Origin of the sequence: Rudanella paleaurantiibacter (genome assembly GCF_009184635.1) — a bacterium.
Classification (GTDB): domain Bacteria; phylum Bacteroidota; class Bacteroidia; order Cytophagales; family Spirosomataceae; genus Rudanella; species Rudanella paleaurantiibacter.
The window spans coordinates 599,936-621,415 of record NZ_WELI01000003.1 but is presented as its reverse complement, the minus strand read 5'-3'; the positions used below and the strand labels follow the sequence as shown (position 1 = coordinate 621,415).

The window sequence follows — 21,480 nt, the reverse complement described above, 5'->3', positions numbered from 1 at the left end:
AGGTATAGGCCCACCGATCTTCTATTCATTCATTCCGAAAACCCGTTCCGCTTATGCGATTTCATTCTTTCTGCGCGGCCTTGGTGTCTGGGGGAGCCCTGCTTTTTGGCGCACTCTCAGCCGCAGCACAGTCCGTTTATCAGGACAAACCGTTTGTCCAGGAGTACAGCGTAAAATACTATACCGACAAGCCCGATGCGAGCCTGACGGGCCTCGCCTGCGACCGCAACGGGGTGATACAACTACTGTCGGGGGCGGGGTTAGAGCGGCCCGCCGGTGGGCAGTTTCTGGTACCGGGGCAGGTACGCCCCGACCGCAGCTACCGGCCCATGAAAGACCGCAAACTAACCGCTGTCGGAATGCACGAGGGCCAACTCGTGTACCTCGACGACCGGGCCGTTCTGAGCAATGCCTGGGCGGGCAAGCTCCATGCTGAGCATCAGTTGCCCGGTGCCCGGCTCTTTGCGGGGGCGCCCGATTTCACGTTTCTCGTGTCCGATGGGAAAGCGCTGCATTTGGTGCAGGACAAGACGATCCGCTGGAAAGGCAGCCTGACCAATGATCAGGTAGTGGCCATTCGGTACCAGCCGTCGGCGGGGCAGTTCTGGATTCTGGGCGAGCGGTCGGTGCAGGTGCTGCCCCTGCGCAACCCGGCCCTGACGACCGTGTACACAGGAGGCCCGTTTACGGCCTTCGACCTGACCGATAAAGGGCAGAAGCTCGTGTTGGGTACTACAGACGGGTATCTGGAGTTCGATCCGGCTACGCGCAAGCCCGTGGGGGCGGTGCGTCGGAAACTCCCAGCCACTGATATTACGGCCGTGGCCGACGTAAACGGGCGGCTCTGGTTTGGTACATCGCAGGGCGCCTTTGCGCTCCGGCCCGACGGAAAGTATGATTATTACAACGGCGAACGCTGGCTACCGGGCAACGCCGTGACCCAGATTACGGCCGGGCCAGCGGGTTCGGTGCTGATTCTGACCACGGCCGGACTCACCCGCATGGAGAGCAAACGGATGACCTTATACGATAAGGCCAAATTCTACGACACCCAGGTGCGGTCGCGGCATATTCGCAATGGCTTCAACGCGTCGTTGAGTGGCATGGAAAAAGGCAATATCGATACGGGGTTCCTGGCCGACTCCGATAACGATGGCCTATGGACGTCGATGTATCTGGCGGGCGAAATTTTCCGGTATGCCGTCACGAAAGACAAAGAGGCTCTGCAAAACTGCCGCGAATCGCTCGACGCCATGGAGCGGTTGTACACCGTAACGCCCGTACCGGGTTTTCCGGCCCGCTCGTTTGAACGCAAAGGCTACATTGCCCGCCTGAGCGACCCCGAACGCTGGCAGCCCTCGCCCCAGCCGGGCTGGGACTTCAAGGCCACCACCAGTAGCGACGAGGTGATCGGGCATATTTTCGCCTTCGGGGCAATGGCCGAACTGATGGATGATCGCAACCTCAAGAGCCGGGCCATTACGCTCATCGACACGCTCATGAGCCATATCATCACCCACGATATGTACCTGATTGATTACGATGGTAAGCCGACTATGTGGGGTAAGTGGAACCCTTCGTACGTCAACAGTTTCCCGACCAACGTTGGCGACCGCAAGCTGAACTCATCGAACATTGTGGCCATGCTGCAGACGGCCTATCATTTCACCAAAAAAGAGAAGTACAAGCAGAAGGCCTTCGAGCTGATGAACAAGCACGGCTATTTCGAGAACCTGATGCGGCCCATGAGCCATATCGGGAAAGCCCCCGACAATGCCGACGAGCACAGCAAACTAATGTCGGATGGCTGGAATCACTCCGACGATGAGATGTACTTTGTTGGCTACTGGGGCCTGTACCGGTATGCGTTTAACGACACCCTGCGCACGCATTTCAAAAAATCGATAATCGACCACTGGGAAGCCGAGCGGCCCGAAAAAGAAGGAGCCTGGAATATCTTTACGGCCCTGACTGGCACCAAAACTTTTGACCTCAACGAGGCTGCCTGGTACCTGCGCGAGCACCCCCTCGACCTTATCGATTGGGACATTCGCAACAGCCACCGCAAAGACATTGAGCGCATTCCCGACAATTTCCGTCGGCAGACTACTAAGGAGGTGCTGCCACCCGACGAGCGGCCTATTCAGCGGCATAACGGCAATATGTTTAGCCTCGACCGCACCCGCAGCAACGGCGTGTCGGAACATAGCGCGGGCGATATTTGGCTGTTACCGTACTGGATGGGCCGGTATTTGGGAGTAATTACGGCCCCCATCGACGGGCCCGTTGCCAGCCGATGAGGAACTACCCCCGGTGGGCGGTCATCAGTATAGCGCCCCCGGTTTCCTGTTTTATAGAGTGTTTTCAGGCGTTCCCTGAGTGGATGTACCATGTAAAGTGAATAATGAATGCCGGTTGATAATCAGTTATTTCATTGTACACTTTACCGTATTCATCTCAGTACTGGACATTAGATGTTGGACATTAGACGTTAGACCTCCCTACAGAATGGTAGTACGTCTAACGTCTAATGTCTGAAGTCCGAATGTCCAGCACTGAAATTATTCATTATACATTTATTTCTCCCCCGTATTTATGAAATTCATTTTACTGTGTTTGGGTCTGAGCCTGACAACGGCTATGGCGCAGGTGCACAAAGAGTACCCGCCGGGGCCGTACCCCGACCGCCTGATTCTCGGCTGGCAGGCCAACCCCGCCACGTCGCAATCGGTCAACTGGCGCACCGACTCCACCGTGACCGGGGCCGTGGGGGCTATTGCTGAAGCCGATCCCTCCGGCGACTTTGTGGCGAGTGCCAGCCTTGTGACTGCCACCACCGAACGGGTGGTGCTCGATGGCCGCACGGTGCTGTACCATTCGGTGCAGTTCAACGGGTTGAAACCCGCGACCAAATACAGCTATCGGGTGGGCGATGGAAAGCTCTGGAGCGAGTGGTTTCAGTTTAAAACGGCTACCGACAAACCCGCGCCGTTTTCGTTTCTGTACTTTGGTGATGCCCAGAACGACATTCGGTCGCTGTGGTCGCGGGCGGTACGCGGGGCCTACACCACCTTGCCTACGGCGAGTCTGATGATTCATGCCGGCGACCTCATCACCACGTCCAATGCTGATTGGCAATGGGGGGAGTGGTTCGAAGCAGGGGGCTGGATCAACGGGATGTTGCCCGCCTTGCCCGCGCCCGGTAATCACGAATATTTCCGGGATGAAACGGGTAAGGTGCGGGTATCACGGCACTGGCGACCGTCGTTTTCGCTCCCCGAAAATGGCCCCAAAGGGTTGGAAGAAACCGCTTATTACCTCGATTATCAGGGCGTTCGGTTTGTGTCGCTCAATTCGCAGGCCGCCATTCTCGACTCGGCCGTGATGCGCCTTCAGGCCGAATGGCTGAACAAAACGTTGGCAGACAACCCCAACCGGTGGACCATCGTAACGCATCACCACCCGATTTATTCGACCAAGCAGGGCCGTGATAACAACGAGTGGCGCGACCGGATGGAACCCATTTACAAGAAATATAACGTTGATTTGGTGTTGCAGGGGCACGACCATACTTACGGCCGGGGTATTAACATGCCGCTGGGCAAGAGCCGCAAACGTCCGGATGGCCCCATTTACGTAGTGTCGGTGAGTGGGCCGAAAATGTACGATATTGGGCTGCAAACCTGGATGGACCGGGCTGCGTCGAACACGCAGCTCTATCAAGCCATCTCCATTGATGGCGACCGGCTGACGTATCAGGCATACACCGTTACGGGCGAGAAATACGACTCGTTTGTACTGGCTAAAAACGCCAAAGGACAAAACACCCTTATTGACCAGGCCCCGGCTTTAGCCCCCGAACGGCTCGATTTGCCCGCCGAATATCAGAAGCGCTTCACGCCCGAACAGGCCGAGCAATACCAGAAGCGGTTTCAGGAGTATAAAGCCCGTAAACTGGGCGGCAAGGGTTGAGATAATCTCGTTGGGCCGGTCTCTGCTTTGAGGCCGGCCCAACAGAATTACAGTTTAATGAAAATCTTGCGTTGGTAAAGCCAATAGGCCGGTATGTAGTTGACGGCCACAAAGAACAGGGCGTACAATAGGCTGGCGAGTTCGGGCTGGAAACCTACGTTGATCAGCTCTTCTACCACGAGTTCGTTGAGGGGGAGGCCGCCAAATTTGAGCCGGTAGAAAAACAGAGCCAGTACATCGGCCATGACGTATACAGCAATAGCGTTAGCCCCAAATACAATGCCCGGTGCGGTGCCGTTTCGGTAGCCGAGTACATCGACCAGAAAGTAAAGTGCCCCCAACAGCATAGCCGCAAACCCGGAGGTGACAAGCACAAACGAACTGGTCCAGAGCCCTTCGTTGACCGGGAATGTAAGTCCCCAGAAATACCCGGCAGCGGTGGTAAAAAAGCCAACGGTCATGAGGTAGGCCACTTTTTCGGTGGGGCTGGCCGAACTGAGCATCCACCGCCCGGCGAGTAGGCCCGTAATGCCCGTGACCGTGGCCGGAAAGGTGCTTAAAATGCTCTCCGGGTCCCAGGTGCCCTGCCACATCCGGCCGGGCAGAAACTGCCGGTCGAACCAGGCCACCAGGTTTTGGCCCGGTTCCAGCACCACTCGGCCCAGGTCGGGCGAGGGAATAAGCGTGAGGGCAAGCCAGTAGGCTACCAGCGTGAGCGCGGCAATCCAGACCTGTTGTTTCCAGTTGGTGTTGAGGTACAGCAGAGCGCAGAACAGAAACACAAAGGCAATGCGGTGGAGGGTGCCGGTCCAGCGGGCGTCGGCCAGATTAAAGTCGGGCATGAGGTTCAGAAACATCCCGACGGCGTAAATCTTGAGCGCCCGTATCACAATTTTGCGGTACAACGGCCCGCGTGGGGCGGCTGAGTCGCGTTTGCCCGAATAGGCGAGGGCAATAGACACGCCCACCACAAACAGAAACACCGGGGCAATGAGGTCGGTAAACGACAGGCCGTTCCATTTGGAGTGCCGGAGCGTAAAATACACGTGCTCTTCGGTGCCCGGAAAATTGACCATAATCATGGCCGCGATGGTGAAGCCCCGAACGGCATCGAGCGAGATAAGTCGGTTGGTGGGTTGAATCATAAACGTATCAAAAAAGCCGCATGGGCCGAATGGTATTTTTAGTACGGAACAGAGTACTATAAAGGCTACTGACACACAAAAATTATGCGCACCGTACTGTACTCTGCCCTGATCTGTCTGATTGGGTTACTGGCTGGCGTAAGTTGCCAGAAAAACGAGTCGGCCGGGTCGGTCACCCTGAGCTGGGAGCTGGTAAGCAACTTCACACCCGTACCCAACGGTTTCGAAGCCCGCTTTGATCTGACCAACACCGGCGACACACCGCTCACCGATCGCAACTGGGCCTTGTTTTTCAACATGTCGCCCCGACCAATGCTCAAACCCCGCAGCCCGCAGCCGGGCACGGTACAGCACATCAACGGCGACTGGTATAAGCTCACGCCCAACGCGGGCTTCCGGCTTGATCCGGGTGCTACCGTAACCATCCGGTACGAGGGCACCGAGGGCGTGGCCAAAGTGACCGATGCTCCGCTTGGGCCGTATATGGTGCTGTACGACGATGCCGGGCGGGAAGAGCAAATCGTGCCCATTGCTAACTACACCGTTCGGCCGTTTGTCCGTAATGAGCAGCGGCTCCGTGGCTCCGCCGACCACGAGCCCCCGTATTCGCCGGAGGGCGTTTTTCGGCAAAACCAAACGGCCACTTTACTGCCGGCCGCTCAGTTGCAGCGGGTGATTCCGGCCCCGGTGCGCTTGTCGACAAGCTCCGGTACGCTGGCCCTGTCGGCGTCGATGCCGATTTATGCCGGCCCCGGCCTCGCGGGCGAAGCCGCGTTGCTGGCCGAAAAGCTGAAGCAGATGACCGGCAAAACGTTTCAGACGGTGACGACTCCCCCCACCGGCCCTGCTATTGTCCTCAAAACGGGACCGGTTCAGGTGGCGGGTAAAAGCCGGGAGGCTTACCAGTTGCGGATTCAGGCTGAGGGTGTAAGCATCACCGGCAGCGATGCCGCCGGAGTATTTTACGGCACGCAGAGCCTGCTGGCTTTGTTGCCCCTTGAAGCGTACAAAGCCCCCGACCAACCGGTGGCGCTGCCTTTTACCGAGATTGATGACGCCCCCCGGTTCGGGTTTCGGGGGTTGCACCTCGATGTGAGCCGAAACTTCCAGACCAAAGAAACCATTCTGCGGGTTCTTGATCTGCTGGCGTTTTACAAGGTCAATCAGTTTTTGTTTTACACCACTGAAGACGAAGGCTGGCGGCTCGAAATCGACGGTCTGCCCGAACTGACGCAGGTGGGTGCCCAACGCCAGCATACGTCGGGCAAAGAGGCTCCGGCCCTGCATCCGGCCTACGGTTCTGGCCCGAAAGCAAACGAAGAAGGCAAATACGGTAGCGGCTTTTATACCAAAGCTGATTTTATCGAGATTCTGAAATACGCCCACGCCCGGCACATCCGGGTGATTCCCGAACTGAATTTTCCCGGTCATGCGCGGGCGGCTATCAAAGCGATGGAGGCCCGCTACCAACGGCTGATGAAAGAGGGTAAACCCGCCGAAGCCGCCGAGTACCGGCTCATTGACCCGGCCGACCGCTCGGTGTATCAGTCGGCACAGGGCTACAAAGACAATGTGGTGAGCGTGGGCCTCGAATCGACGTACCGGTTTTACGAAAAGGTAGTGGACGAGGTAACCCGGATGTACAAACAGGCGGGCGTGCCGATGGAGGTGATGCACATTGGGGGCGACGAAGTGCCCGAAGGGGCCTGGACACAGTCGCCGGTGGCGGCCAAACTCCTGCGTGAGAATCCGGCCATCAAAGATCCCAAAAACTTGCAGGCTTACTTTGTGCGTACCTTGCTCAAACGACTCGAACCGCGCCAACTCGAAATTCATGGTTGGGAAGAGGTAGCCCTCACCAAAGCGGCCAACGGTGCTTACGTGCCTAATCGGGAGTTTGTGGGCCGTCGGGTAGTGCCCTACATTTGGAATAACCTGTTCGACCCTGACCTGGGTAATCGGCTGGCCAACGCGGGTTACCCCGTGGTACTCTGCAACGTATCGAATTTCTATTTCGACCTGGCCTATAATAACGACCCCGAAGAGCCTGGCCTGTACTGGGCGGGCTACGTGGATACGCGCAGCAACTGGACCTTTGCGCCCAATGATATGTTTAAAACGACGTACAAAACGGCCATGGGCGACCCACTCGATTTTACGGGCCGGGAGCGACTCCGACCCGACGCCCGCCCGAACATCAGGGGGGTAGAAGCGCAACTCTGGAGCGAGACCGTGAAAGGTCGCGATATGGCTGAGTACTACATGCTACCCAAGCTGATGGGCTTTGCCGAGAGTGCCTGGGCTCCCGAACGTCCCTGGGAAACGATTGACGACCGGGCCGCGCGTGAGCGGGCCATTGCGGCTGGCTGGAATGTGTTTGCCAACACCCTGGCCCAGCGCGACCTGCCCCGGCTGGCCCGCTTGAACGGAGGGTACAACTACCGTCTGTCACCACCGGGTGCCCGCATCCAGAACGGTCTGCTGGAGGCTAATGTCGAGTTGCCGGGGCTTCAGATCCGGTACACGACCGATGGTTTGGAGCCGAACAGCACCTCAGCCCTGTACCAGAAACCGGTACGGGTGAGTGGCCCGGTTAAACTGAAGAGTTTTGACGCGGCCGGACGCGCCAGCCGGGCTACGGTACTGACTCCGCCCTGAGTGGCCCGGCAAAACCGGCAACATACTGACACCAAACCTTGAACTGAGACGATGAAAACGATTGGGGTTGATCTGGGAGGTACCAACGTGCGGGTGGGCCTGATCGAAAAGGGCACCGTGTTGCACAAAGTGAGTGGCCAGCTCCGGCAAAAAGATTCGCTGTCGGCCACGTTGGGTCAACTGATCGAGCTGATTCGGCCGTTTCTGAGCCCCGAAGTGAGCAGCATCGGGATCGGGGTGCCGTCGGTGGTTGACTTGGAACGGGGTATTGTGTACAACGTGGCTAATATTCCGTCGTGGCAGGAGGTGCCTCTGCGCGATATTCTGGAGGAGGAGTTCGACCGGCCGGTGTTTGTCAACAACGACGTTAACTGCTTTATTCTGGGGGAGCATCAGTTTGGCCTAGCGCGGGGGTGCCGCTCAGCGGTGGGGTTGGCCATTGGTACGGGGCTCGGTTCGGGCGTTATCATCGACAATCAGCTCTACACGGGCAGCAACTGCGGGGCGGGGGAGATTGGCCTTTTGCCCTACCGCGACAAAACGATGGAATCGTATGCGTCAACCCATTTTTTCGAGAGTATACACGGCACGTCGGCCTGGGAGTTAAGTCAGGCAGCCGGGCTTGGCGCCCCCGACGCGCTGGCGTTGTGGGCCGAATTTGGTGGGCACTTTGGGCAGGCTATCAAAGCCGTGCTGTACACCTACGACCCCGAAGTGATTGTGCTGGGAGGTTCCATTGCTAAAGCGTACCCGTATTTTCGGGCCGGTATGCTGCAAAGTATGGCCGATTTTGCGTACCCCACTACCTTGCAGCGGTTGCGGCTGGTGCAGTCTGAAAACGAGTCTATTGCCTTGCTGGGTGCCTCGGTACTGGTGCATCAGCTGGCGTAGGGTTCGTGATTGGCATAGTAACTCTGGTTTCTTTAAACGAATATTGAGCCGAAAGATATTTGCTATCGTAAGTACTACGGTTTTTTGTGTTGTTGGCGTACCCTCTGGCTACGGCTGACCACCCCCTAACCCCGGAACGCCGGACCGCCCTCCTGTTTTTCAGGAGGGGGAATTTACCAGACAAACAAAGAGCTCTCAAGCATCTGGTTTGTATAGCAAGGTGGTCGTTGTTATTCCCCATCCTGTTTTTCAGGATGGGGTTAGGGGGTGGTCTCAAACTTCTTTACATCATGCACAAGGTTATTCTTCTGATCGATTTTGCCGAAGATTACAGCAAGAGTCTGCTGAAGGGTATCACCAAGTACTCGCGGGAGCATGGCCCCTGGATTTTTTGCCGGATGCCGCTGTTTCACCGCGAAACACAGGGTATCGACGGTATTCTCGACTGGGCTCGCGATTGGGAGGCCGACGGAATCATCGGGCAGTTATACAACGATGGCTGTGCTGAGAAACTCGTGGAAGCCGGTATTCCGGTTATTGCGCAGGACTTTAAAGAACGATTCACCGAAATTCCGAACATCACCGGGGCCTACCGCGAAACCGGGGCTATGGCGGCCGACTATTTCCTCAAAAAAGGCTTCCGGCATTTTGCGTTCTACGGATTCAAAAACATTGTCTGGTCGCGGGAGCGGGCGGAGGGTTTCGAGGAACGGGTGGCACGGGCAGGGCACGAGGTCACGTATTTTGAGCACAACAAGGTGCGGTCGAGCGAGTTGTGGTATTACAAACCGAGTTCGCTCAGCGAATGGCTGCTGTCGTTGCCCAAACCCATAGCCCTGTTGGCCTGCGACGACCGCCTGGGGCAACACATCACTGAGGCTTGCCGGCATTCGGGTATTCGGATACCCGACGAGGTGGCCGTGCTGGGTGTCGATAACGACGAAACCCTGTGCGAACTTTCTGACCCGCCCTTGTCGAGCATTGCGCTGGATGCCGAAAAAGGGGGCTACGATGCGGCCCGGCTCCTCGACCGGCTCATTCGCAAGGATATTGAGCAGGCTTACGATATTGTGGTGGAGCCCACGCAGATCATCACCCGGCAGTCGACGGATATTTACGCCACCCACGACGAATACATTGCCCTGTCGCTCAAGTACATTCACCAGAATATTGACAAAAACCTACAGGTCGATCAGGTGGTGAAGCAGGTGCCGCTCTCCCGGCGGTCGCTCGAAATGCGGTTTCAGCAGGTGATTGGCTACCCTATTTACAAGTACATTCAGAACCTGCGCATCGAAAAGTTCTCTAAAAAGCTGCTCGAAACCGATCAGGCCGTGTTTGAGATCGCGATGGACCTTGGCCTCAACGATACCAAAAATATTGCCCGGCAGTTTAAGCAGATTAAAGGCTGCACCCCGCTCGAATACCGGCACCGTTACCTCGCCGGGAAGTAAAGGCGAGGAGCGGTAGCGGCCGGCGATGCCGGTCTATTCCAGTTTTTCCTTGATAAGCCAGATGTCAGAGATCCGGGAGTTCTGCCGCCAGTTCAGGTGCGACTCCTCGGGCTGATCGAACGTGACCTGAATCCGGCCGTCCTGTGTGGCTGTGAGCGGCACTACCCACTCTTTCACAGTATCGGCTTGGCGGTTGTACACGGTCGGTTCGAGCCGTTGGCCATCTACCCGCAGCAGGGCCTCTCCAAATCCAACTACGCGCAGGGTGTAGCGGGCACCGGGGTCGAGGTTGTCGTAATCGAGAGCTGGGCAACGCTGAAACGTTTGCGACGATAGCCGGGCCCGGCTGCTGCCGTTGTTCCACCAGGCAATGTCGGTGGCATCGTCGGAGATGGTTTTGATGCGTGGCCCCTTGCTCACGTTCGACACATCGTCGTAGAAACTACCCGGTCCCGGATTTTCCCAGGTGGCAATTTCGTGCAGGCGTTGTTGGGCGGCTGCCTTGTCGGGTAGCGAGTCAATCCGGGCAAACTGATCGGCCAGCCACCAGCGGTTGTTGAGTGGGTAATCGACAAAATCGAGAACACAGCCCCGCTCGTGACTGCGGGCCTGATGCCGCTCGACACTCGTCTGTAGCCCCACCGACGCAAACAAATCGGTACACAACTGATCTATCCGGCGTCGGAGCGCGGGAGCCGTGGGTTGGCTATCGGCTTGGTTAACAAGCGTCAATGCCTGACGCATGGCTGTTTTGGGATCGGTGGCCCGCAAGAGTAGGGCGTTGGCCTCCTGTTCGAGCCGTTGCTCGTACAGCAGCCGTCGGCGGGTGTAGGTATCGTAATAGGCCCGTAACAAAAGTAGTTGCCACCGCCAGTTGGCCGACAGGGCCGGTGCGCCAGTTTCCAGCTTCTGCCAGAACGCAAACGACGCTTCTACACCCCCGTTTTCGGCCAGTGGGCCGTGCCAGTTCTGCTCCAGTGCGGCTATACCATCGGCTGCGGGCTCGGCCAGCGTAGGCCCAAAGAAAAACCGGCTGTATTCGGCCAGAATTTCCCGCACATCTTTGGTGGGGTCCCAGCCGCGCATACTCCAGACCACCTTGTTTACATCGTCGTGGCACCCGTCTGAGTACGACACGAAGCCGTCGGTAAACGGGGCCCAGGTGGCCTGTGTGCGGGCAAAGAAAAACGGGCGCGGGTTAGCGGCTTCGCGGCCGAGGGTGAGCGCAAAGGCCTGATCCCACCGTTCGACCGGAAACTCGCAGCGAACGTTGTGGGTGATGTCGGGGTACTGCCGCATTTGGTATTGCTTGGGCAACCGAAAGCGGGTTTGGGCGAGGGGCGGGCTACCCGGCCCGTGTACCAGCCCGGCCAGCCAGGTAGGCTTCTCGGTGTTCAGGTAGCGAAACACGTAGTCCATCTGGTCCACGCTGAACCCCTGCAACGAGAGCCACACCCGCCCGGTGGGGTGGTAGCGTACCAGTCGGGTGTGCAGGTCGCGCAGAAACGGCATCAGGTCGCGCGGGTGGTTGTGACCGGGGTCGCCACCGGGCACAAAAATATGATTGAGTCGGGGGCAGGCCCGGTAAAAGGCTTCGTGCCGCTCCAGTTCGGCTTGCTGTTTGGGGGCGTCGGTCAGGTCGAAGGTAGCCGGTGTCCAGACCCAGTGGTCAATGTCGTATTTCTGGCAGATTTCGCCGATACGAATACGCATCTCGGCCGCCGGAATTTTAAAGTGCGGACTGGGTTTGTCGTCTTCGTGGAAGGGAATAGCCTCTACGGCATTGGTGCCAAACAGGGCCAGTTCGCGGATGTACTGGTCGTACTGGGCCACACTCCAGGCATCGTACGAGTTGGCAGTGGTGCGGTAGCCCAACTGATGCCCGCGAATGGGGTAGGCCGGGGCCGATACCAGCGCCACCGGACCGGGTAACTCGGCTTGTTTGGGCGAAAGCCGCAGGTTACGCAACAGCCAGCCCGTACCAAACAGAATCCCCCGGCTATCGTGCCCAATCACCCAGACGGTGGTTTGGCGGGGCTGCACGTCGGTCACAATCGCGAAGCTCTCCGGTTTGTCGGGTTTATGGGTCGTTGGCACGGGGATACCGTACAGCTCGGTGTCGGTTGCGAGTACAAAGGCCACCACCGTACTTTTAGGCCAATCGGTGCGTGTTGTGGGTCGGATTCCCGTTCGTTTGGCTATTTCTTCCTGAAGTACCTGCGGGGCGGTTTCGCGCATGGGAGCGGGTATGCCCGGCGATACGAGCAACGCGGCCTGTTGCAGTTGAATAGATTGACTCCGGGCATTGCCGGAGCCAATCAGCAGGAAGGTGGAAAGGAGTGAAAAGAGCCGGAAAACCGGTACAAAGCGTTTCATACAGTGAGGTGGGGGTAATGGGGTTTACGGCGACTGGTATGCCGGTTTTTAGTGTTTGGCGGCCGGTGTCCCGGTGTCGGGGGGTGAAAAAAGGCGGTTAAAAAGAGGAAGAAATCCGTATCTACTTGCACTTTAAATTGTCTTACTGAGTCAAAACCAACTGTATAATGTACAGTGTAGAATGAATAGTGAACCTGTTGATAATCAGGGATAGTGTATCATTGTCCATTATTCATTATCTATTACTCATTACTCATTACTCATTACTCATTACTCATTACTCATTATCTATTCACAGCCTGCTGGATTTTGCGGATGGCCTCGGCAAAGGCATCCATATCGGTGCGGGAGCCGAGCAGGGCGTGCTGAAAAATCCAGATGCCTTCGTCGGAGCAGGCCCGTTCGGCCACGGGGCAATGTACGTCTGTATAATCCACCGAGTCGGGGATGGCGTAGCACATCCAGTTGCGGTTTTGAAACAGAGGCTGTTTGTACAGCGGGTGCGGATACCCACCTGAGCAGGGGACACCTTCGGCTGCCAGCATTTGTACAAATTCGGCTTTGGGCAGATTGCCAAATACCCGGTTGTCGTACCGAAACATATACAGATGCCGGGCGTGCACGAGGGGCGCGTCGCCCCGACTCATGGGCCTGATTCCGTCGATGGCACCGAGGAGCGAGTCGAGGTAAAGCCCATTTTCGTGCCGTTGGCGGGTTTGGTCGTCCAGCCGCTTAAGCTGTTCGATGAGCAATCCGGCCTGAAGGGGACTGATTCGGTAGTTACAGCCGGGGTTAAAATGGTCGTACCACTGCCCTTCGGGTAGCCGCCCCACGTTGCGCAGCGATTCGACGGTGCGGTACAGGGCATCGTCGTTGGTGATAACCATGCCGCCTTCACCTGAGGTCAGATTTTTCGACGATTGAAAGCTGAAACTGCCCAAATCGCCTATCGAACCAAGTTTACGGCCCCGGTACTCGGCCCCGTGTGCGTGGGCGGCATCTTCAATAACCCGCAGGTTGTACCGTTGGGCAATGGCCAGAATAGCGTCCATATCGCAGGGTAATCCTGCAAAATGAACCGGGATAATGGCTCGGGTGCGGTCGGTAATGGCCGCTTCGATGTGGGCCGGGTCGAGGTTATACGTGTCGGGGTCAAGGTCCACAAAAACCGGCACGCAGTTCACCTCCAGCACGGTCGAGGCTGTGGCAATAAACGTGTAAGGGGGCACAATGACCTCGTCGCCGGGGCGCACCCCACAGGCCATCAGCGCCAGCCGTAGCGATACCGACCCGTTGACGCAGCTAATGGCGTATTTGGTGCCGCAATAAGCCGCAAACTGGGCTTCGAACTCGGCTACCAGCCCCGCACAGTCGGGGTTGCCCCACTGTCCGGTACGGACCAGTTCGGCTACGGTGTTCACCTCCCGTTCGTCGAAAATAGGCCATGCAAATTCGGACTGCACCGTTTTGGGGCCGCCGTGTAAAGCCAGAGGCACAGTTTGAGTGGATTCACGCATGATGGACTGTGTTTCGTCCATAATACGCTGAGTACTCGCATTCGGGCTATTCAGAACGGGGAAATTTGCGTGGTTTAGACGTAGCCGTTAGCCCGGAACCAGTCGAATGCGTCGCGGATAGCCTCCTGAACCGGCGTTTGGGGGAGTTCGAGTTCGCGAACGGCTTTTTGCACGTCGAAATAATGCCCATCGTTGGCCACGGCTACCATGGCCGGGTTAAGCCGGGCCGGTTTACGGGTTATCGTGGCCTGAAGCTGACTCAGTTGCCCGGCCACCCAGGCCACACCTTTCGGAATGGTTACCGAGGGGGGCCGGCACTCCATTACTTCGGCCATCAGGGCAAAAGCCTCGGCATAGCTCAGGTTCTGATTACCCAGAATATACTGCTCGCCCACGCGCCCTTTGGTCAGAGCGTTGACGGTTGCCGTGGCCACATCGGCCACATGTACGTAGTTTTTGCCGCCTACCGGTGTACCAGCCACCTGCCGTTTGTAAAGCCCCAGCAACAGCGCGCCCGACGTAGGTTTGTGGTCCATCGAACCGAGCATAAACGTCGGGTGTACGCCCACGGCCGGCACGCCCGACTGCATTACCCGACGGGTAGCGGCTTCTTTGCTGTCCATATAATCGAGGCCGTACCGGGTACCCACGTAAGGGCTGTTTTCGTTACCCGGATTGGTTTTTGTGCCAAAACCAAACACATTGGCCGTACCCACATACACGAGCCGCTCAACTCCCGTGAGGTGAGCGGCCCGCAGCACGTTCTCGGTTCCGGCCAGGTTGATATCCCAGACGGTTTGGTTGCGGGCCGGATTGACCGACGCCAACGCCCCGGCATGGATGATGTACTGGCAATCGTCGGCCGCGCGGATAACCGAAGCCCGGTCGCGGAGGTCACCCGCAACGGGTACAATAGGTAGGTCGTGGAGGGTAGGGGTGGGGCTGTTGGGTCGGAGCAGAGCCCGCACGGTGTAGCCCCGGTCGATGAGTTGGCGGGCAATATGGCTTCCGAGAAAGCCATTCGCCCCGGTCAGCAGCACGTTCATGGCAAACGGTTGAGTCGGGTAATAAACACCGGGTACGGCCAAATTGGCCCGCTCAGGGTAAGCCCGCAAGCGTACCGGGTAGAGGTAAAAGCGGGTTTAGCCTCTGATTGTTCCTACGTGCTGTAGGAATGGGTATAATTGTACTGAATAGCTAGGGATGTAGATTAAGTGAGATGGAGAGTGCTCAATTAGTTTCCAGAAGGTCGTAATTGTCGGGGCGGTACAGCCGCAAGCCCGGTATCCGCTCGAAGTGTTTCTGGTTGAGCGTGAATACAGGAATATCGAAAAACAAGCTAACACCAATCGTGAAACAGTCCCCTAGACCAGTGTCTGGATAAATCCGAGACACTTCAACCGCCAGTTCGATGCATTCTGCGTGATTGAGCTGCACATACTTATCGAGTTGTCTCCGAATAAAGTCAAACTCATTTTTGGTGATGGGATCAACCTTGCGCCCACGGATATTAACCAGCCATCGCATAAGCTCAATATAAATACTGGCTGAAATGACTGGCACAGAGGTATTTGTAAGTCGGGTGTAAGCTTCAACAATTTGTGGCTTTCCCAAAAGGAAACGACTCATTACTCCCGTATCAACCAGCACAAACGAGTTTGGCGGAGTACTGATCATTCGGGGAGTATTGGCGTGGGTGTGATGTTTTTGCGTTTAGCCAGTATTTTTTGAATGGCTAAGCCAGGGTCTTCCGCAGGACGCTCTCCAGCGGGGATGATGCCCTCAATAATTTTACCCGTCGCATTACGTCCGCGTATCACCAGTGGGGGGAGGTGTTGGGTTGTTTTATGAACAGGCATCTTTTTTCGGTTGTGCTATCTTAACAAAATTAGCTGTTTTCTGGCTCTATCCATAGCTGTCTTGTACAAAAAAACTCAGCGCTTTTCCCACCAAAACAAAAAAGCCGCCCAGCAAGTGCAGGGCGGCTTTTGGGTGTGTATCTGTCTGTTACCGGTTGATATACAGGTTGATACCAGGTGCAGCTGTGCCGGTTCGACCTACTACCCCACGGGTAAAGATGGTGATTACCCGACCGGCAGCCGTGTTGGTAAGTGTAATCGTGCCCAGGTTGGCGGTAGTACCCGGTGCCCGAAACACAAACGAAGGCGTGATGGCCGGATCAATGGCGATAAACGACGTAACTCCTTTGAAAGCCAGTGCGGGTGCCAGCATGGTGCCGTTGGAAAGAGCAAAGTCATACGTCCCCCCCGAAGTCAGGTTGATGAATCGTACGTACGTCTTGGTGGCATCGAGAGCCGAGCCAAAATCGTCGGTGAGTAACAGAACCTCGGGCTTGGCCGTGGGGCCTGCCACAAACAGGGAATAGTACTTAGTATCGTCCAGCGTGATCGATTGTTCCGTAACTACCGTAGCACTACCCGCCGTGGTGCTGGCCGGGGTCGAAATCGTGATGGCGGCCTGTCCCGGCGTTACCAGCGCGTAGTTGGCTAAGTTACCCGGAAACGTGTTGTTGTAGGGCACACCCGCGGGCGTTCCGGGGTTGGTAGTCGTGGCGCCAACGGGCGTAAAGGCACTAAACTTTTTACCGCCAATCAGCAGGTCGATACCCGGCAGGTCGGGGGCTGCGTGAATCAGCTTCAACCGGGCTCCGGCTTCGACGGGCTCGGTGGGCAGTTGCAGGGCGTTTTTCTCGCAGGAGAAGAGCAGCACCGCAGCTGAGAAGATAAACAGAATATTTTTGAGCATGATGTCAAACAGTTCGGGCTGAGGCTGGTAGCTGAAGGGCCACCAGCCCCGGCCAGCTTAAGGTTGGGTAAACCAAACAGGTTTGGTGTGATAATCGAGTTCGAGGCCACCCAGCGGGCGGAGGGCTTCGAGGTTCCAGACGTACTCCGAGTTATACCGGGGCCGGATACGCTGAGCCGGTTTGCCGTTGTTAACCGTGGCTACTGTGGGCAGCTGGAAGCTCGTAAACACATCCGGGCTGTAGTTGTACCGGCGCAGGTCAGACCACTGCTCCAGGAAGCCCCAGCCCCACTGGGCTATGTACTTCTGCAACATGATCTGGCTCAGCGTCAGGCTGGCAGCTGAGGTGGGTACCACCAGCGGGTTGCCCAGGTACGCCGTGCGGTCGGCTGTGGGAACGTTGACCCACGATGCGCTCATGTGCGCTTCGATACCCCGGCGGTACGCGGCCAGGGCGGTTGCTTTGTCGCCTTTGATAAACGCGGCTTCGGCCTTGATGAACTGAAGCTGCGCATAGGTCATGAGCGGAAACGGCCCCTTGTCGGTGAAGATAAACTTACCCGTGGTGCCAGCCGGGGGCAATACCGCCACCTGCGTCCCCCAGGGCGAAGGAACCCGTATAGGCACAGGTACACTGGTCGCTGTCGATTGACCTGCGCCGGGGTTGATACCCCGGAATGTGCCGTCGCCACTGGCAGCCAGCAGAATAGGCAACCGGGGGTCGCGCACGCCGGTGAACACGGTACCGTCCATGAGCCGCACCGGGAAAGCACCCTGCCCGTAGGCTTGCAGGTTCTGCCGCAGCGGCCCGAAAAACGAGCCATCCGCGGTGCTAAGGCCGTTGAAGGTAAACAGGGCGTCGTCGGCGTTGCTCGTAAAAGCGCTATCGACGTAGGCGATTACCTGATCGGGCTTGTACAACGATGGTTTGTTGGACAGGTGATGTGCGTTGATCGCCAGCAGACCGTACGCAAACTTCTTCCACTTCAGGCGGTCGCCCGCGTAAATCCGGTCGCCCCGGCCGAGCGAAGCCGTTGATACGCGACCGTCGGCCCGGTTCAGGTTTTTGATCCCTTCCTGCAACAGCCGCACCACTTCAGCGTACACAGCTTCCTGGGTGTCGTAGTTGAAGGTGTTTTTGTTCGGGTCCTGATCAAAGGCTTCTTTCAGGATAATCTCGCCGTGCACGTCGGTGAGCATTTGCCAGCCCCAGGCCTGCATCACCTGTCCCACGCCGAGGTAATCCCAGCGCTCGTTAGCCTGGGCATCGGCCATCATGTTGAGGGTGTTGCGGCCCCCGCGCCAGTACACGTTCCGCCAGATTTCGCCCCCGGCATCGCTGTTGACGGCGTAGCTGTGTACGTCCCAAACCACACCTGCAGTTGCGTTGTGCCAGTTCTGCACATACGAACCAATGTAGCGGGCGTCGAATTGAATGCCGAGAACATACTGGTTCTGAATAGGAGCCAGCAGCAACGCAGCTTCAACCTGATCGGGGTTGTTGGGGTTTTTGTTGATGTCCAGGTATTTATCGCAGCTACTGAGCGACAGGCCTAAACCGGCCAGCAGTAGTGCGGAGAATTTCTTCAGGTTCATTCGTTTGTCGCGTTAAAAACCAATATTCACCCCGATGTTGAACACGCGCGGCAGGGGTAAGTTGCCGTAGTCAATGCCCATACCGCCCGAACCACCGGTTACGGTATTGGCCGCGTTAACGCCCGGATCGCCACCCGTGTAGTTGGTGATCATAAACAGGTCGTTGGCCGTGACAAACAGACCTGCTGTTTTGATTACCCGCGACCGTTGCAGCAGCGAGGGGGCAAAGTTGTAGCGCAGGGTTACTTCTTTCAGGCGCATCCAGTTCACGTCGCGCTCAATAAACTCTTCGTCGGCAAGGGCTGTGTAGAAGCTGTTATTGTAGTACGGCACCACCTGAATGGTGTTGGGCGTTGGGTTGGCAGTATTTTCGAGGCCGTCCTTCAATACACCGGTAAACGTGTAGGGCTTCTCACGGTCGAGGGTTTTGGGGCTCAGACCACGGTTGTAGAGGTACAGCTCGGTTGCGTTGAACACATCACCCCCCTTACGCACGTCGAGTACGAAGTTGAGGCCGAAGTTTTTGTACGAGAACGAGTTCACCAAACCCATTACAAAATCGGGGTTACGGTCGCCCACCACGTTCCAGACGGTTTCGGTCAGGGGCAAGCCCGATACGGGGCTGATCAGAATGTCGCCCCGCGTGTTGCGCACGTAGCTGTTGCCGGTCAGCGTGGTAAGGGGGCCGTTCAGGCGGGCACCGTTGCGCACGTTGCCAAACACCCAGGTGTCGGAGTTGTAAAACTCAGACTGACCGCTGGGCAGCTCGGCCAAACGGCTGTTGGTTTTGGTGAAGTTGGCGACAATGTTCCAGTTGAAGTTGCCTGTGCGAACAGGCTCGGCATTGACCGACAGCTCGACACCCTCGTTCCAGAGCCGTCCGCCGTTGATTACCTTCAGGATGAAGCCCGTACCGTAGCTGATGCGCAAATCGCGGATGATCTGGTTGACGCTGTTGGTCTTATAGTATGACAGATCGAAGCCGAGCCGGTTGTTGAAAAACTTCATCTCCGTACCCACTTCAAACGACGTTACCTTTTCGGGAACGAGGAATGGGTTAGGTGCCGTGAAACCGTAGCTAAAGCCACCGCCCGTAGTGGTTTGGCTTTCGTAGGCCTGCGAGGTTGAGTATTCGGGAGCCTCTTTACCCACCTGAGCGGCCGAAATACGGAACTTACCGTAGCTCAACACGTCGCGGAAACGGCCCTGTGGTATCAGGTCGGTGTACACCAGACTGAACGAAGCCGAGGGATAGAAGAACGAACGTGACGCTTTCGGGAACGTGCTCGACCAGTCGTTACGGCCGGTTACGGTCAAAAACGCAACATCGTTATAACCGAGGGTTACGTCGCCAAACACACCCACCAACCGACGCTGACGTACAAACTCGCGCGATTTCTGGGTGAGGGGGTCGGTGTTGTTGATCGAAACAAAGTTAGGGTCGAGGAATTTCTCACCCCGCGTCGCCAGCGAGCGGTAGTTGTAGTCATAAATAGCCTGACCTACCCGTACCGATGTGCTCAGCTTACCAAACTGTTTCTTGGCGGTAGCAAAGTATTGAGCGGTAAACGTCCGGTTGTTGTCGGTCGACTGGTCAATGGCTCCGCCGATTACCCCACCCGACCGGTTCGATTCGGGGTGGTACATAAACATGTACTGCGTTGAGTACACATCAAGACCCACCCGGCCCGTAAACGTAAGCCAATCGGTAGCTGCAAAGTTGGCACCCACGTTCGTAATCACGCGGTTGCCCCGGTCGCGGAGCTTGTTCTTGTTCACGTCGAAGAACGGGTTTTCGATTTCGCTCGTGGCCGAAGTTACCTTCCGGCGCGACCCATCGGGGTTGAGGTAGCTCGTCATATCGTCGCTCGCAGGCCACGACAGCAGACCCAGCAAAAACGAGTTGGCCCCTTTCGATACTTTCACGTTGTCGGTATTGATGTACTGCAACGTTGATTCGAGCGACAGTTTGTTGCTCATCTTGGCAGTACCGCCGAGGCTCACATTCAATCGCTTATACTCCGTAGTAGGCACTACCCCTTTGCTGTTGAAATACCCGCCCGAAAGCCGGTACGTGTACCGGTCCGACCCACCGTCGAACGAGATGTTGTGCCGCTGCCCGATACCGGTCTGCAAAAACGAGTTCGCGTTGTCGTAAAGGGGTGTGTTTTCGGCATAACGTGGGCCAAATGCGTTGAAGCTGGTGTTTTGGCTTACCCCGTTGTTGCCCTGGCTGTACACCTTCTGGGTTTCGGGTAGTGGCCCTACCTCCTGAATCGTGTACGTGCTGGTATAATTAATCCGTCCGGCACCGGCTTTGCCTTTCTTGGTTGTAATGACAATGGCACCGTTGGCGGCTTCGACCCCGTAGAGGGCGGCTGCTTCGGGGCCTTTCAGTACCGTGATGGTCTCAATGTCGTTGGGGTTGATGTCCTGCGCCCGGTTCGAAAAGTCGATGTTCCGGTTTTCGAACGATTGCCCCGAGATACCGCCCGCTACAAACTGGTTGTTCTGGGCGGTACGGTTGTCAATAGGCATCCCGTCGATCACGTACAGCGGCTGGTTGCTTCCCGAAATTGAGTTGATACCGCGAATCTGCACCCCCGACGAAGCACCGGGCATCCCGCTCGACGTACCTACCGTAAGGCCAGCTACTCGGCCTTGTAGGGCGTTGATGAAGTTGTCGCGTTGTGAGTTGGCCAAATCTTCGCCTTTCAGCTCCGTTACGGCATACCCCAACTGACGTTTTTCGCGCTGGATACCGAGTGCTGTTACTACGACTTCGTTGAGGCTACCAGCTTCCTGCTCCAGTTTTACGTTCAGCACGGTGGCGTTGCCTACCGTTACGTCCTGGGTTTTGGTGCCGATATAGCTTATACGCAGTACCTGACCCCGGTTGGCCTGGATGCGAAACGTACCGTTGGCGTCGGTATTAGTACCGCGCGAAGTTCCTTTAACTACCACACTCGCGCCCGGAATGGGGGCACCGTCTTCGGCAGCTGTTACTTTACCCGTGATGAAGTCATTTTGAGCGTGGGCTCCCAGAGCCACTACGCTAAACAGGATGAACATCATCAGGAGTTTTCGTAAAGAAAACATCATAAT

At 56.9% G+C, this 21,480-nt stretch carries 13 protein-coding genes; 5 read left to right on the top strand and 8 right to left on the bottom strand.

Features of this window, described 5'->3' with window-relative positions; translation table 11 throughout:
- Positions 1 to 53 precede the first annotated feature (53 nt).
- Together F5984_RS11100 and F5984_RS11095 are read left to right on the top strand one after the other, a co-directional pair.
- Entirely contained in the window at positions 54 to 2,300 is a 2,247-nt protein-coding gene (locus F5984_RS11100; protein WP_152124311.1) for a hypothetical protein, read from the top strand.
- 295 nt (positions 2,301 to 2,595) lie between these two features.
- Positions 2,596 to 3,972, top strand: coding sequence for a purple acid phosphatase family protein (locus F5984_RS11095; RefSeq protein WP_152124310.1), 1,377 nt, complete (start codon positions 2,596 to 2,598; stop codon positions 3,970 to 3,972).
- Between the two features lie 47 nt (positions 3,973 to 4,019).
- Here the strand turns inward: F5984_RS11095 and F5984_RS11090 are convergent, their stop codons facing one another.
- Positions 4,020 to 5,117, bottom strand: coding sequence for an acyltransferase family protein (locus tag F5984_RS11090; protein ID WP_152124309.1), 1,098 nt, complete (start codon positions 5,115 to 5,117; stop codon positions 4,020 to 4,022).
- An 84-nt stretch (positions 5,118 to 5,201) separates the two neighbouring features.
- Between F5984_RS11090 and F5984_RS11085 the strand changes: the two genes are divergently transcribed.
- The 3 genes from F5984_RS11085 to F5984_RS11075 all read left to right on the top strand — a co-directional run bounded on the left by F5984_RS11085 (position 5,202) and on the right by F5984_RS11075 (position 10,120).
- The gene (locus F5984_RS11085) at positions 5,202 to 7,775 is read left to right on the top strand and encodes a family 20 glycosylhydrolase (protein ID WP_152124308.1); all 2,574 of its coding nucleotides are present in this window, start codon (positions 5,202 to 5,204) and stop codon (positions 7,773 to 7,775) included.
- A gap of 51 nt (positions 7,776 to 7,826) precedes the next feature.
- Positions 7,827 to 8,666 (top strand): ROK family protein, encoded by an 840-nt coding sequence (locus F5984_RS11080; protein ID WP_152124307.1) that lies wholly within the window; start codon positions 7,827 to 7,829, stop codon positions 8,664 to 8,666.
- 290 nt (positions 8,667 to 8,956) lie between these two features.
- Positions 8,957 to 10,120 (top strand): AraC family transcriptional regulator, encoded by a 1,164-nt coding sequence (locus tag F5984_RS11075; protein ID WP_152124306.1) that lies wholly within the window; start codon positions 8,957 to 8,959, stop codon positions 10,118 to 10,120.
- 33 nt (positions 10,121 to 10,153) lie between these two features.
- Here the strand turns inward: F5984_RS11075 and F5984_RS11070 are convergent, their stop codons facing one another.
- The 7 genes from F5984_RS11070 to F5984_RS11035 all read right to left on the bottom strand — a co-directional run bounded on the left by F5984_RS11070 (position 10,154) and on the right by F5984_RS11035 (position 21,477).
- Positions 10,154 to 12,496 (bottom strand): hypothetical protein, encoded by a 2,343-nt coding sequence (locus F5984_RS11070; RefSeq protein ID WP_152124305.1) that lies wholly within the window; start codon positions 12,494 to 12,496, stop codon positions 10,154 to 10,156.
- Positions 12,497 to 12,780: 284 nt separating this feature from the next.
- Complete coding sequence (locus F5984_RS11065; protein ID WP_152124304.1) at positions 12,781 to 14,013, bottom strand: DegT/DnrJ/EryC1/StrS family aminotransferase; 1,233 nt, start codon at positions 14,011 to 14,013, stop codon at positions 12,781 to 12,783.
- A 74-nt stretch (positions 14,014 to 14,087) separates the two neighbouring features.
- Positions 14,088 to 15,128, bottom strand: coding sequence for an NAD-dependent epimerase/dehydratase family protein (locus tag F5984_RS11060; RefSeq protein WP_152124303.1), 1,041 nt, complete (start codon positions 15,126 to 15,128; stop codon positions 14,088 to 14,090).
- A gap of 115 nt (positions 15,129 to 15,243) precedes the next feature.
- Entirely contained in the window at positions 15,244 to 15,690 is a 447-nt protein-coding gene (locus F5984_RS11055) for a type II toxin-antitoxin system VapC family toxin (RefSeq protein WP_152124302.1), read from the bottom strand.
- 330 nt (positions 15,691 to 16,020) lie between these two features.
- Positions 16,021 to 16,779, bottom strand: coding sequence for a DUF4397 domain-containing protein (locus F5984_RS11045; RefSeq protein WP_152124300.1), 759 nt, complete (start codon positions 16,777 to 16,779; stop codon positions 16,021 to 16,023).
- Between the two features lie 57 nt (positions 16,780 to 16,836).
- A complete protein-coding gene (locus F5984_RS11040; RefSeq protein ID WP_152124299.1) occupies positions 16,837 to 18,375 on the bottom strand; it encodes a SusD/RagB family nutrient-binding outer membrane lipoprotein in 1,539 nt (512 codons plus the stop codon).
- Between the two features lie 12 nt (positions 18,376 to 18,387).
- Positions 18,388 to 21,477 (bottom strand): SusC/RagA family TonB-linked outer membrane protein, encoded by a 3,090-nt coding sequence (locus F5984_RS11035; RefSeq protein WP_152124298.1) that lies wholly within the window; start codon positions 21,475 to 21,477, stop codon positions 18,388 to 18,390.
- Positions 21,478 to 21,480: the final 3 nt, after the last annotated feature.

What these genes read in the sequence shown, in the direction of transcription:
- F5984_RS11065 (WP_152124304.1), bottom strand. Translation starts at nt 14,013, where the DNA reads ATGCGTGAATCCACTCAAACTGTGCCTCTGGCTTTACACGGCGGCCCC.
- F5984_RS11040 (WP_152124299.1), bottom strand. Translation starts at nt 18,375, where the DNA reads ATGAACCTGAAGAAATTCTCCGCACTACTGCTGGCCGGTTTAGGCCTG.
- F5984_RS11055 (WP_152124302.1), bottom strand. Translation starts at nt 15,690, where the DNA reads ATGATCAGTACTCCGCCAAACTCGTTTGTGCTGGTTGATACGGGAGTA.
- F5984_RS11095 (WP_152124310.1), top strand. Translation starts at nt 2,596, where the DNA reads ATGAAATTCATTTTACTGTGTTTGGGTCTGAGCCTGACAACGGCTATG.
- F5984_RS11100 (WP_152124311.1), top strand. Translation starts at nt 54, where the DNA reads ATGCGATTTCATTCTTTCTGCGCGGCCTTGGTGTCTGGGGGAGCCCTG.
- F5984_RS11080 (WP_152124307.1), top strand. Translation starts at nt 7,827, where the DNA reads ATGAAAACGATTGGGGTTGATCTGGGAGGTACCAACGTGCGGGTGGGC.
- F5984_RS11070 (WP_152124305.1), bottom strand. Translation starts at nt 12,496, where the DNA reads ATGAAACGCTTTGTACCGGTTTTCCGGCTCTTTTCACTCCTTTCCACC.
- F5984_RS11035 (WP_152124298.1), bottom strand. Translation starts at nt 21,477, where the DNA reads ATGATGTTTTCTTTACGAAAACTCCTGATGATGTTCATCCTGTTTAGC.
- F5984_RS11075 (WP_152124306.1), top strand. Translation starts at nt 8,957, where the DNA reads ATGCACAAGGTTATTCTTCTGATCGATTTTGCCGAAGATTACAGCAAG.
- F5984_RS11045 (WP_152124300.1), bottom strand. Translation starts at nt 16,779, where the DNA reads ATGCTCAAAAATATTCTGTTTATCTTCTCAGCTGCGGTGCTGCTCTTC.
- F5984_RS11090 (WP_152124309.1), bottom strand. Translation starts at nt 5,117, where the DNA reads ATGATTCAACCCACCAACCGACTTATCTCGCTCGATGCCGTTCGGGGC.
- F5984_RS11085 (WP_152124308.1), top strand. Translation starts at nt 5,202, where the DNA reads ATGCGCACCGTACTGTACTCTGCCCTGATCTGTCTGATTGGGTTACTG.